Raw genomic sequence first — 12,067 nt, forward strand, 5'->3', positions numbered from 1 at the left:
CCCGCCAAGCCTGTATGGCGGATCGATCTGACGCACCGCGGTTATCTGTGTTGCGCCGGCTGCGCCAGCGGCTACGGGGCGGTGTTCATGTTCTCGGTAGAGCCTGCTGCGCCGCCGCGTTTTTCAGCATCCGACGCTGTCGGCCCGGCGCTTTCAGCATCCTGGACTGTGGCGCCTGCTTAGACTGGAGGCTGTCTCGGAACAGGACTCGACCATGCTCAAGAATCGTTTGAAAGACCCAAGCCTCTTGGTGGAACTGGCCTATATCGACGGGCAGTGGGTGGCCGCCGACGATGGTGCGACCCTGGCGGTGCTCGACCCGGCCAGCGGCGAATGCCTGGCCCGGGTGCCGGCCCTGCAGGGCGCGCAGACCCGCCTGGCCATCGCCGCCGCCGAACGCGCCTGGCCGGCCTGGCGCGCGCGCCCGGCGGCGGAGCGGGCACAGCTGCTGGAGCGCTGGTACCAGGCCATGCTCGACAACCTCGACGACCTGGCCCTGATCATGACCGCCGAACAGGGCAAGCCTTTCGCCGAAGCCCAGGGCGAAATCCGCTACGGCGCCGGTTTCGTCAAATGGTTCGCCGAGGAGGCGCGGCGCATCTGCGGCGACACCCTGCCGGCGCCCGCTGGCGACCGGCGCCTGCTGACCCTCAAGCAGCCCGTGGGGGTCTGCGCGGCCATCACCCCGTGGAATTTCCCCAACGCGATGATCACCCGCAAATGCGCGCCGGCCCTGGCCGCCGGCTGCCCGATCATCGTCAAGCCTTCGGACCTCACGCCGCTGTCGGCCCTGGCCCTGGCAGTGCTGGCCGAGCGGGTGGGGATTGCGCCGGGGGTGTTCAGCGTGCTTACGGGCATGCCGACCGGCATCGGCGAAGAGCTGACCGGCAACCCGGCGGTGCGCAAGATTTCCTTTACCGGTTCCACCGCGGTCGGCCGCCTGTTGATGCGCCAGAGCGCCGAGCACATCAAGCGCCTGAGCCTGGAGCTGGGCGGTAACGCGCCGTTCGTGGTGTTCGACGACGCCGACCTGGAACAGGCGATCGCCGGGATCATGCAGAGCAAGTTCCGCAACGCCGGGCAGACCTGCGTCTGCGCCAACCGCATCCTGGTCCAGGACGGCATCTACCAGCGTTTTGCCCAGCGGCTGGTGGAAGAGGTGGCCAAGCTCAAGGTCGGCAACGGCCTGGAGCCGGGCGTGAGCATCGGCCCGCTGATCAATGCCGCGGCGGTGAGCAAGGTCGCCCGGCATATCGACGATGCCCTGGGCAAGGGCGCGACCCTGCTGTACGGCGGGATTCCCCAGGGCGAAAGCCAGTTCGTGCTGCCCACGGTGCTGGGCGAGGCCAGCACCGAGATGCTCCTGGCCCACGAGGAAACCTTCGGCCCGGTGGCGCCGCTGATGCGCTTCCACGACGAGGCCGAGGCGCTGGCCATCGCCAACGCCACGCCCTACGGGCTGGGTGCCTACTACTTCACCCAGGACCTGCGCCGCTCCTGGCGTTTCGGCGAAGCGCTGGAGTTCGGCATGGTCGGCCTCAACACCGGGATCATCTCCATGGAAGTGGCGCCGTTCGGCGGTATCAAGCAATCGGGCCTGGGCCGCGAAGGCAGCAAGTACGGCCTGGACGAATACCTGGAAATCAAGGCTTTCCACATCGGCGGCCTGTGACCCGCCCACACCGACTTCGAGGAGACATGCGATATGAGCAAGGTATTCAGGATCGCCGCCATCGCCGGTGACGGAATCGGCAAGGAAGTATTGCCAGAAGGATTGCGGGTGCTGCGGCAGGCGGCGCGCAAGTGGCAGCTGGACCTGCAGATCGAGGTGCTGGACTGGGCGCACTGCGATTACTACCTGGAGCATGGGCGGATGATGCCCGAGGACTGGTTCGAGCGGCTCAAGGATTTCGACGCCATCTACTTCGGCGCCGTGGGCTGGCCGGACAAGGTGCCGGACCATATTTCCCTGTGGGGTTCGCTGCTCAAGTTCCGCCGCGACTTCGACCAGTACGTGAATATCCGCCCGGTGCGGCTGTTCCCCGGGGTGCCGTGCCCGCTGGCCGGGCGCGAGCCGGGGGACATCGATTTCGTGGTGATCCGCGAGAACACCGAGGGCGAGTATTCCTCGGTGGGCGGCAAGATGTTCGAGGGCACCGAGCATGAGTTCGTGCTGCAGGAGTCGGTGTTCACCCGGCGTGGCGTGGACCGCATTCTCAAGTACGCCTTCGACCTGGCCCAGACCCGGCCGCGCAAGCGCCTGACGGCGGCGACCAAGTCCAACGGGATTTCCATCAGCATGCCTTACTGGGACGAGCGCACGGCGCTGATGGCCGAGCAGTACCCGCAGGTGAGCTGGGACAAGCAGCACATCGATATTCTCTGCGCGCGTTTTGTCCTGCAACCGGAGCGTTTCGACGTGGTGGTGGCCTCCAACCTGTTCGGCGACATTCTCTCCGACCTCGGCCCGGCCTGTGCCGGCACCATCGGCATCGCGCCCTCGGCCAACCTCGATCCGCAGCGGCGCTTCCCGTCGCTGTTCGAGCCGGTGCACGGCTCGGCGCCGGACATCTACGGGCGCAATATCGCCAACCCGATCGCGATGATCTGGTCCGGCGCGCTGATGCTGGATTTCCTCGGCAACGGCGACCAACGTTATCGCGCCGCCCACGACGGGATTCTCGAGGCCATCGAACAAGTGATCGCCCAGGGCCCGATCACCCCGGACCTGGGTGGCCAGGCCTCGACCCAGGAGGTGGGCACGGCGATTGCCGAGAGGCTCTGAGTCCCACCCCGTAGCGGCTAGTGCGGGCGGCGTTCCGACGTGGCGCCTGCCAACGCTGTATCCCTGATCGGGCGTTAGTCCGCCAAACCTGCGTCCCGGATCGCTCTGACGCACCGCGGTCAGCGGCTACACGATCGTGGGGCTTTCAATAACCCTGGCTGCGGTCGATCTGCCCGAGCATCGGTTCGCCGCGCTGGTGGCGGCGGATATTGTCCAGCAGCACGGCGAAGGCGCTTTCCGGCTGGGTCATGGCGGCGATGTGCGGGGTCAGGAGGATCTGCGGGTGATCCCAGAACGGGTGTTCGGCCGGGGCCGGCTCCTGTTGCAGGACGTCGAGCACCGCGCCGCTGAGCTGGCCGCTGGCCAGGGCGTCGAGCAGGTCCTGCTCCACCAGGTGGCCGCCACGGCCCATGTTGATCAGCGCCGCGCCGCGGGGCAGTTGGCGGAACAGCTCGCGGTCGAGGATGCCCTGGGTCTGTTCGGTCAGGGGCAGCACGCACAGCAGGATGTCGCACTGGCTGAGAAAGGCCGGCAACTGCTGGTTGCCGACGAAACATTGCACGCCGTCGATGCGATGGGCACTGCGGGCCCAGCCGGACAGGGCGAACCCCAGCGGCCGCAGGGTGGCGAGGATCTGCTGCGCCTGTTGTCCCAGGCCCATGACCCCGACCCGGCGTTGCGCCGCCGGTTGCAGCAGGTGCGCCTGCCAGCAGCGGGCGAACTGTTGCTGCCGGTAGCGCAGCATGTCGCGGTGCAGGCTGAGCACGGCGAAGCTGGCGTATTCGCACATGCCCCGGGTGATGCCCGGGTCCAGCAGGCGCACCACCGGCAAGTCCGGCGGCAGGCGCGCGAGGTCCAGCTGATCGACCCCGGCCGAGAGGGCGAACAGCACCTCGAGGTTAGGTAAAAGGCTCAGGTCGTCCGGCGCCTGCCAGGCCGCCAGGTAGCGGATGTCCTCGGGGTTGCCGAGGTCCGGCCAGGCACGCCATTGAATGTCCGGGGCCTGTTCGGCGAACAGCGCTCGCCAGTGTTCGCCACGCACGGGGTCAGCTTTATAGAGGAGGGCCATGGGCGGTTCCTGATCGATGGGGGATGGGTTTCATGATGCCGCAACGGCAAAGCAGGATCTGTCGAAAGGGCGCGTGCGAAAGCCTTGTGCAGCGCGCTTCGAGGCCCTGGCCGGCAGATTCGGCGGGGCTGAAGGAATCTGCCGTTTGCCGGGGTGAAAACAGTGGATCCGGATTTCTCAGGGGCCAAGTTCGGCTAAGTCGGTTCCGCCGAAGCCTTAATCTGAAGCCATCGCAACCGCTTCCCGGTTGCCTGGCTCAGTATGAGGAACGCCATGAATAGCAAGGTCGACGAAACACCTCATTTGCTCCAGCAGCGCGATCAGTTCGTGCCGCGGGGCGTGGTCACTGCCCATCCGCTGGTCATCGACCGCGCCGAGGGCTCCCAGGTGTGGGACGTGGACGGCGAGCGCTATCTGGATTTCGTCGGCGGGATCGGTGTGTTGAACATCGGCCACAACCACCCGCGGGTGGTGGCGGCGGTGCAGGCGCAGTTGCAGAAAGTCTCCCACGCCTGCTTCCAGGTGGTGGCCTACAAACCGTACCTGGACCTGGCCCGGCGCCTGAGCCAGATGATCGGCGGCGCCGAGCCCTACAAGGCGGCATTCTTCACCTCTGGCGCCGAGGCCGTGGAGAACGCGGTGAAGATCGCCCGCGCCCATACCCAGCGTTCGGCGGTGATTGCCTTTCGTGGCGGTTTCCATGGCCGCACCTTGCTCGGCAGCACGCTGACCGGCATGAGCCAGCCGTACAAGCAGAACTTCGGCACCGCCCCCGAGGTGTTCCATACGCCGTATCCGAATGCCTATCGCGGGGTCAGCAGCGAGATGGCCCTGCAGGCGTTACAGGAGCTGTTCGCCACCCAGGTCGCCCCCGAGCGCGTGGCGGCGATCATCATCGAACCGGTGCAGGGCGACGGCGGTTTCCTCGCCGCTCCGGCGGAGTTCCTCCAGGCCTTGCGCGCCCTGGCGACGCAACACGGCATCGTGCTGATCCTCGATGAAATCCAGACCGGCTTCGGCCGCACCGGTAGCTGGTTCGGCTTCCAGCATGCCGGTATCCAGCCGGACCTGGTCACCGTGGCCAAGAGCCTGGCCGGTGGCTTGCCATTGTCCGGCGTGGTGGGCAAGGCGCAGATCATGGACGCGCCGCTGCCCGGCGGCCTCGGTGGCACCTACGGCGGCAACGCCCTGGCCTGCGCCGCGGCGCTGGCGGTGCTGGATGCCTACGAAGAGGAACAGTTGCTGGCCCGTGGCGTGGCGCTGGGCTTGCGTCTGCGCGAAGGGTTGCTGCGCCTGCAGAGGCTGTACCCGTGCATCGGCGATGTGCGTGGCAGCGGTTTCATGCTGGCGCTGGAACTGGTCAAGAACGATGCGGCGCGCAGCCCCGATGCCGAGTTGACGCAACGGCTGATCGACCAGGCGCGCCTGGGTGGGTTGCTGGTGATCAAGTGCGGGGTGCACCGTAACGTCCTGCGCTTCCTGGCACCGCTGGTAACAACCCCCGAGCAGATCGACGAAGCCCTGGCGATTCTCGACGCCGCGCTGGCACGAGTCTTGAGCTGAGCTGATGCCCCGGTCGGCAGCCGGGCTGCCGGGCGCCACCGATGGGCATTTTTGGAGCATGGATCGATGGAACGCATCATAGGAGGCTGTACACGCCATGGGGCTGACTGATTATCGTGCGTTGCTGATCGACTGCGACGCGGTCCTGGTGGACCGTGACTCGGGGGTCTGGGCGGCCTTGCAACCCTTGCTCGACAGTCGCCGCGGGCAACCGGACAAGGAGCAGGTGCTGGGCGAGTTCGCCGAGACGGTGCGGGGCCTGTACCCGCGCTTCGCCGAGCTGGGGTTCAGCGGCCTGCTGTGTTTCGCCCATCGCCAGCTGGCCGAACGCTGGGGCCTGAAGGCGTCCTGGGAGGAGGGCATGAGCTTCGCCCGCTCGGTGGCGGGCTGGTCTCTGTTCGAGGATGCGCCGGGGGCGATGCTGTACCTGCGCAAGTTCTATCGGCTGCTGGTGCAGGGCGATCGCGATGCCGAGGATCGCGCGCTGTTGTGCGAGCGGCTGGGGATCGCCCAGGACGATTTCATCTCCCTGGCCAGCCAGCCGTTGCAGGATCGCCAGTGGCTGGCGGACAACGACCTGCGAGCCCAGGACATCCTCCAGGTGACCCGGCCGCCGGCCGCCGCGGCGCAAGCGACGGCGGGCCTGTGCCTGATCTGCCGTGCCGGCCGCCGCAACCCGCAACCCTGCGCCGCCGACTACTGCATCAACAGCATGGCCGACCTGGTGGCCCAGCATCAGGCGTCGTTACGGCGCTGATCTTGCTTGTCGATTGCATCCCACAGCAATCAAGAGGTAAACGATGGAAGGTTTAGTCAAACTGGACCGTATTGATATCAACATCTTGGTTGAGCTGCAAAAAGACGGACGCATGACCAATGTCAGCCTCGCCGACGCCGTGGGGTTGTCGGCCAGTCCGTGTCTGCAGCGGGTCAAGCGCCTGGAATCGGCCGGCTACATTTCCAGCTACAAGGCACACCTGAACCTGGCCAAGATCACCGACTCGGTCACGGTGTTCACCGAGATCACCCTGAGCGACCACAAGCGCGAGGACTTCGCCAAGTTCGAGTCGAATATCCGCCTGGTGGACGAGGTGCTGGAGTGCCATCTGATCAGCGGCGGCTACGACTATCTGGTGCGGTTCATGACCCGCAGCATCCAGCATTACCAGGAGGTGGTGGAAAGCCTGCTGGACAAGAACATCGGTATCTCGAAGTACTTCAGCTACATCGTCATCAAGTCGCCGGTCCTCAAAGACGGCGTGCCCCTGCGTAAATTATTGCGCCACTGATTCGTTCTTCTCTCAAAATGAAATGTTATCTGATAACATTTTGCCCTCTGATCAATCACTCATGCGCGCGCCTCTCACCGGGCGCGCTTGCGTCTGGGCTGGCCATTTGCCTGGCCGGTGAGTGAAAAGCGGGTTGCGCGCAAGCAAGCGACACCGGCCATGCAGGCCTCGCGTGCACCCCGATCGGACAATCCACGCACCGCTTACCCCTGGATGCTTCAGCCTGGCGCACACCGCATAAATCGCTGTTTGCCTTGAGAAAACAGCAGGTAACGGGCTTGTGCCGCGGCAAATCGGAACAAAGCACAGAACGGCCTGCGCTGTAATGCCAGCCAGTGGTAGGTGCGCATCGTCGCCCCGGGAAGTTCAACGCCATCAGAGCGGGGGCGGCGATTCGTTGAATGAGAGCACAAAGGAGCGCAACACGATGCGAATGAGCACGGCAAACACGTTGATAGGGCTGGGCACGCTGATGCTGGCCAGCGGTACCCAGGCTCACCAGATCTGGTACGAACACACGCCGGGGCAGCCCCTGACGCTGTATTACGGCGAGTACGACAAGAACATGCTGGAAGTGACCCCCGGTGGCCTCGATCGCTTCCGCCAGCTCAAGGGCTGGTCGGCGGCGAATCCGGTGCCGGCCCTGGGACTGAGCCTGCAACGCCAGTCGTTCAGCGCTGGCTATCAGCCCAAGGCCGATGAAAGCCTGCTGGCGCAGGACTCGCAGTATCCGCTCTTCGACCTGCATGAAGGCGGCAAGACCCTCAAGACTCATTGGACGCCCGCCACCCGCTGGGTCGGCGACCTGCGCGCGCGCCAGCCGGAACTGGCGCTGGACATCGTTCCCACCGGCGTGGCCGCCGCGGGCAAGGCGCAGTTCCAGGTGTTCTATGAACTCAAGCCGCTGGCCGCCCAGGAAGTGATCCTGGAAACCGGCTCCGGCGAGGTCTTCACCCAGACCAGCGACAAGGACGGCAAGGTCAGCTTCGCGCTGCCGTGGCAGGGCACCTATGTGGTGGCCGCCGAATACAAGGACCGCACCCCGGGCACTCGCCAGGGCCCGGACAGCCAGGCCGAGGCCTACGACCTCAAGAGCTTCAGTTCCACGCTGTCGTTCCACCAGCCACAGGGCAAGCCGCCGTTGCCACGGGCGCCTTCAACGCTGCCGGCCTCGGAAGTCGCGCGCTTGAAAAAGCAATCCTGACCCTGTGCCCCGACCCCTGTGCCGTATCGGCGACAGGGGGTTGCCCAGGCTTAACGACCTTCAACATGAGTGACTGATATGACCCTTTCTACTGGATTGGCAGGGCAGGCGGGCATTGCGTCCCCTGCGCTGGCGGGCAGCGTGGCCAAGGCCAATACGCGGATGCTGGCGATCGATGCCCTGCGCGGTTTCGTCATGCTGTGCATGCTGGTGGACCACGTGCGCGAGACGTTCCTCCTGCATCGCCAGGTCACCGACCCGATCGACGCCCTGAGCGTGACCCCGGACCTGTATTTCACCCGCCTGCTCAGCGAGATCTGCGCGCCGGTGTTCATCTTCCTCACCGGCCTGTCGGCCTGGCTCTACAGCCAGAAACACAGCCTCGGGGAAACCTCGGTGTTCCTGCTCAAGCGCGGCCTGTTCCTGGTGTTCCTCGAACTGACCTTCGTGTGTTTTGCCTGGAACGCCGAGTTCCCGCCCAAGACTCTGTGGCTGCAGGTGATCTGGTGCATCGGCATCTGCATGATCGTGCTGGCCGGCCTGCTGCACTTCAAGCGCAGCTGGCTGATCGTCCTGGGGGTGGCCATAGTCGCCGGGCACAACCTGCTGGATGACGTGGTGGTGGGCCCCGAGTCGCCGTTCTTCGTGCCCTGGTCGATCCTGCACCAGCGGGTGTTCATCGACATCACCGAGTTCACCCGGGCCCGCACCACTTACCCGGTGCTGCCGTGGATTGGCGTGATTCTGCTGGGCTGGGCCATCGGCCCGTGGTTCGGCAAGGACATGCAGCCGGCGGCGCGGATTTCGCGGTTGCTCAAGGTCGGCGTCGGCCTGCTGCTGGCGTTCGTGTTCATTCGCTACCTGAACGTCTACGGCGAGAAGCCCTGGGTCCAGACCGGCGATGCGCTGCGCACCTTCATGAGCTTCATGAGCGCCAAGAAATACCCGCCGTCGCTGATGTTCCTGATGCCGACCCTGGGCCTGGGGCTGATCCTCCTGGCGTACTTCGAAAAGGTCCAGGAACGCTGGTCGACCGCGCAACTGGCGATCTACGGCGGCGCGCCGATGTTCTTCTATCTGCTGCACCTGTACGTGCTCAAGGCCATGTACCTGGTGGCCGTGGCCATCTGGGGCGCCAACCAGGGCACCTACTACGGCTTCGACAACCTGTCCGGGGTCTGGCTGTGGAGCCTGATCCTCGGCGTGCTGCTGTTCTTCCCGACACGCTGGTTCGCAGGCCTCAAGCAGCGTCGCCGCGATATCGCGATCCTCAAATACCTCTGAGTGGGATCGCGGTGGTGCGCCCGTACAGTGGCGCACTGCCTGATATCGCCCGCCATTTATCGATTTTCGGGAGTTCGACAGTGAAGACCTTGACCCGACACACCCTGCTGTTGGCATTGGGAGGCCAGAGCCTGCTCGCGCTGGCCGCGGAGCAGGACAATGCCAAGGGCTTTATCGAAGACAGCCAGTGGAGCCTGTTCAACCGCAGCCTCTACGACCGTCGCGACTATGAGCACGGTTCCTTGAGCAACGGCGCGCGCAATGCCTACAAACCCCGCGCCGAACGCAGCGACCTGGCGCAGGAGTGGGCCTATGGCCTGATGGCCGACTACAGCTCCGGTTTCACCCAGGGCACGCTCGGCTTCGGCCTGGACGCCCACGTCTATTCCGGCTGGAAACTCGACAGCGGCGGTGGCCGGGCCGGCAAGGCGCGGCTGCTGGGCGTGGACAACGACGGCCATCCCAAGGACCAATTCAGCCGCGGCGGCGCGGTGGCCAAGCTGCGTTTTTCCTCCACCGAACTGCGCTACGGCGAGCAGCGGGTCAAGACCCCGGTGTTCGGTTCCTCCGACAGCCGCCTGCTGCCCGAGACCGCTACCGGCTGGTTCCTCACCAGCCGCGAACTGAGCGATACCACGCTGTACGGCGGCCACTTCAACGAAAGCACCGACCGCAACGCCAGCAGCCACGACCAGGGTTTCGTGGTCAATTATTCCAACGGCAAGCAGGGCGACAGCTTCGACCTGATCGGCGTGCGCAACACCTCGATCAAGGGCCTCAACGCCAGCCTGTTCAGCGCCTTGTACGAAGACACCTGGCGCCAGCAGTACCTTGGCGCGCTCTACAACCTGCCGCTGAGCCAGGGCCAGGACCTGACGTTCGATTTCAACCTGTACCGCACCCAGGACACCGGCAAGGCCCTGTCCGGGCGCATCGACAACACCACCTGGAGCCTGATGTCGACCTACAGGAGCGGCGCCCACAGCTTTGGCCTGGGCTACCAGAAGGTCGACGGCGACACGCCTTACGACTACGTCACCCGTGGCGCGATCCTGCTGAGCAACGCCGTGGCCCTGTCGGACTTCAACGCCCCTGAAGAAGCCTCCTGGCAGGCCCGCTACGACCTCAACATGGCCGGCTACCAGGTTCCCGGCCTGACCTTCAGCGCCCTGTATGTGCGCGGCAGCGGCATCGACGGCAGCCATATGGACCCGCGCGGCGGCTATGCCTGGCTGGGCTATGGCGAAGGCGGCAAGCACTGGGAACGCGACCTGCAGGCCAAGTACGTGGTGCAGTCCGGGCCGGCGAAAAACCTCGCCGTCACCCTGCGCCACGCCGTGCACCGTGGCAACAAGGCCCAGGCCGAACTGGATGCCGACCAGCTGCGGCTGGCGATCGAGTATCCGTTGGGCGGCAGGTTCTAGCGCCCGGGCAAGCCCCTCCTGGTGGAGGGGTTTTTATGGCCGGGCGACGTTAATGCTGCTATGCCTTGGATAGCCCTTCAGGCTTTACCGCAGCAGTGGTCATGACACGGACGTAGGGTGACACCGGTCCTCGCCTGGCCGACTGGCCGCGCGGGAACCTCACTTGACGACTCTCGAGGGAACCAGGTCGTGGACAACACAAGGATCAAGGCGCGCCAGCTGATTGTCTGCATCGACGGCACCAACAACCGCTTCAGTGACGAGCCGACCAACGTGGTCCGGCTGTTTCGCTCGCTGCCCAAGGACAGCAACACGCTGCTGGCCTATTACGACCAGGGGGTGGGCACGTTCGGGCTCAGCGAAACCCTGTTCGAATGGCAGAAGGTGCCGTCGCGCATCGCCGGGCTGATGTTCGGCTGGGGTATCAAGCGCAACGTACTCAATGCCTATCGCTTCCTGATGGAGAACTACAGGGACGGCGACCAGATCTTCCTCTTCGGCTTCTCCCGCGGCTCCTACGCGGTGCGGGTGCTGGCGGCGCTGCTGCATACCATCGGCCTGTTGCCCGGCCATCAGGTCCAGTTGATGGACTTTGCCTGGTCGCTGCTGACCACTCGCCTGCAACCCGAGGACAACACCTCCGAGCCGAATCGCCAGCGGGCCATGAGTTACACCTGGTGGCGCATGAGCGCGGATAAAAAACCGGACTTCAAGTTGATGGGTGCGTTCAAGGGCAGCTTTGCCCGGAAGGTGAGCATTCACTTTCTCGGACTGTTCGACACCGTGAGTTCGGTGGGCTGGGTGTACGACCCGCTGATCGTTCCCTACACCCGCCGGAACAAGGACGTGAAGATCATCCGCCATGCGGTGTCCCTGGACGAACGCCGCAGCTTTTTCCGCCAGAACCTCTGGACAGAGGAAGAGGACGTGAACCTGAAGCAGGTCTGGTTCGCCGGCGTGCATGCCGATATTGGCGGCGGTTACCCGGTCGGCGAGTCGCAACTGGCGCTGATTGCCTTGCGCTGGATGATCGGCGAGTGCCTGGAGGCCGGGTTGAGCATCGATGTCGAAGCCTGTCGCGCGGAACTCTATCCACCCTCTGTGCTACAGGATCCGCTGGCCCAGGCCCACAATTCCCTGACCCGCAACTGGCTGATCGCCGAGTGGGTGCCACGCCTGGTCTGGAACCCGAAGACCCACAAGCGAGTCCGTGAGTACGGTTCGATGCCGCCGTTCGGCAAACCCAGGTCGCGGGAGATTCTCACGGATAAACCAGGGCAGAAAGTCCGGGTCCATGCCTCCGTGGCTGCTCGGCGAAATGGGCGGCTGACCAGCGGCCAGCCGTGGGGCAGCCAGCAGACCTACCGGCCGGAAAACCTGTTGCGCATCGATGCCGCGCTGATCGAGCAGGTTGGCGACTCGCCGAGGCTGGATGAGTACAACCTCTAA

General features: G+C 65.1%; 10 protein-coding genes. 9 read left to right on the top strand and 1 reads right to left on the bottom strand.

Going from position 1 to position 12,067, the window contains the following annotated elements; genetic code table 11:
- Nucleotides 1-214: 214 nt before the first annotated feature.
- Nucleotides 215-1,672 (top strand): NAD-dependent succinate-semialdehyde dehydrogenase, encoded by a 1,458-nt coding sequence (locus H0I86_RS15925; protein WP_180921214.1) that lies wholly within the window; start codon nucleotides 215-217, stop codon nucleotides 1,670-1,672.
- Nucleotides 1,673-1,705: 33 nt separating this feature from the next.
- The gene (locus tag H0I86_RS15930; protein WP_180921215.1) at nucleotides 1,706-2,785 is read left to right on the top strand and encodes a tartrate dehydrogenase; all 1,080 of its coding nucleotides are present in this window, start codon (nucleotides 1,706-1,708) and stop codon (nucleotides 2,783-2,785) included.
- Between the two features lie 145 nt (nucleotides 2,786-2,930).
- Here the strand turns inward: H0I86_RS15930 and H0I86_RS15935 are convergent, their stop codons facing one another.
- Nucleotides 2,931-3,854, bottom strand: coding sequence for a 2-hydroxyacid dehydrogenase (locus H0I86_RS15935; protein WP_180921216.1), 924 nt, complete (start codon nucleotides 3,852-3,854; stop codon nucleotides 2,931-2,933).
- Between the two features lie 273 nt (nucleotides 3,855-4,127).
- On the opposite strand from H0I86_RS15935, the gene gabT reads away from it, so the two are divergent.
- The 7 genes from gabT (at nucleotide 4,128) to H0I86_RS15970 (ending at nucleotide 12,067) form a co-directional block, all read left to right on the top strand.
- Nucleotides 4,128-5,417 (top strand): 4-aminobutyrate--2-oxoglutarate transaminase, encoded by a 1,290-nt coding sequence (gene gabT, locus H0I86_RS15940; protein WP_180921217.1) that lies wholly within the window; start codon nucleotides 4,128-4,130, stop codon nucleotides 5,415-5,417.
- Between the two features lie 97 nt (nucleotides 5,418-5,514).
- Nucleotides 5,515-6,174, top strand: coding sequence for an HAD family hydrolase (locus tag H0I86_RS15945; RefSeq protein ID WP_180921218.1), 660 nt, complete (start codon nucleotides 5,515-5,517; stop codon nucleotides 6,172-6,174).
- A 43-nt stretch (nucleotides 6,175-6,217) separates the two neighbouring features.
- Nucleotides 6,218-6,706 carry an Lrp/AsnC family transcriptional regulator gene (locus tag H0I86_RS15950; protein ID WP_009049164.1) on the top strand — a complete coding sequence of 163 codons (489 nt, stop codon included), beginning with the start codon at nucleotides 6,218-6,220 and terminating at the stop codon, nucleotides 6,704-6,706.
- 433 nt (nucleotides 6,707-7,139) lie between these two features.
- Complete coding sequence (locus H0I86_RS15955; RefSeq protein ID WP_258019322.1) at nucleotides 7,140-7,910, top strand: DUF4198 domain-containing protein; 771 nt, start codon at nucleotides 7,140-7,142, stop codon at nucleotides 7,908-7,910.
- Between the two features lie 78 nt (nucleotides 7,911-7,988).
- Entirely contained in the window at nucleotides 7,989-9,194 is a 1,206-nt protein-coding gene (locus tag H0I86_RS15960) for an acetyltransferase domain-containing protein (RefSeq protein ID WP_180921220.1), read from the top strand.
- Nucleotides 9,195-9,274: 80 nt separating this feature from the next.
- Complete coding sequence (locus tag H0I86_RS15965; RefSeq protein WP_180921221.1) at nucleotides 9,275-10,618, top strand: OprD family porin; 1,344 nt, start codon at nucleotides 9,275-9,277, stop codon at nucleotides 10,616-10,618.
- A gap of 189 nt (nucleotides 10,619-10,807) precedes the next feature.
- Nucleotides 10,808-12,067, top strand: coding sequence for a T6SS phospholipase effector Tle1-like catalytic domain-containing protein (locus tag H0I86_RS15970; RefSeq protein WP_180921222.1), 1,260 nt, complete (start codon nucleotides 10,808-10,810; stop codon nucleotides 12,065-12,067).

Origin of the sequence: Pseudomonas chlororaphis subsp. aurantiaca (assembly GCF_013466605.1) — a bacterium.
GTDB classification, from domain to species: Bacteria; Pseudomonadota; Gammaproteobacteria; order Pseudomonadales; family Pseudomonadaceae; genus Aquipseudomonas; species Aquipseudomonas chlororaphis_I.

Excerpts from the sequence above, each read along its gene's own strand:
- H0I86_RS15930 (WP_180921215.1), top strand. The coding sequence starts at position 1,706 with ATGAGCAAGGTATTCAGGATCGCCGCCATCGCCGGTGACGGAATCGGC.
- H0I86_RS15960 (WP_180921220.1), top strand. The coding sequence starts at position 7,989 with ATGACCCTTTCTACTGGATTGGCAGGGCAGGCGGGCATTGCGTCCCCT.
- H0I86_RS15945 (WP_180921218.1), top strand. The coding sequence starts at position 5,515 with ATGGGGCTGACTGATTATCGTGCGTTGCTGATCGACTGCGACGCGGTC.
- H0I86_RS15955 (WP_258019322.1), top strand. The coding sequence starts at position 7,140 with ATGAGCACGGCAAACACGTTGATAGGGCTGGGCACGCTGATGCTGGCC.
- H0I86_RS15935 (WP_180921216.1), bottom strand. The coding sequence starts at position 3,854 with ATGGCCCTCCTCTATAAAGCTGACCCCGTGCGTGGCGAACACTGGCGA.
- gabT (WP_180921217.1), top strand. The coding sequence starts at position 4,128 with ATGAATAGCAAGGTCGACGAAACACCTCATTTGCTCCAGCAGCGCGAT.
- H0I86_RS15925 (WP_180921214.1), top strand. The coding sequence starts at position 215 with ATGCTCAAGAATCGTTTGAAAGACCCAAGCCTCTTGGTGGAACTGGCC.
- H0I86_RS15950 (WP_009049164.1), top strand. The coding sequence starts at position 6,218 with ATGGAAGGTTTAGTCAAACTGGACCGTATTGATATCAACATCTTGGTT.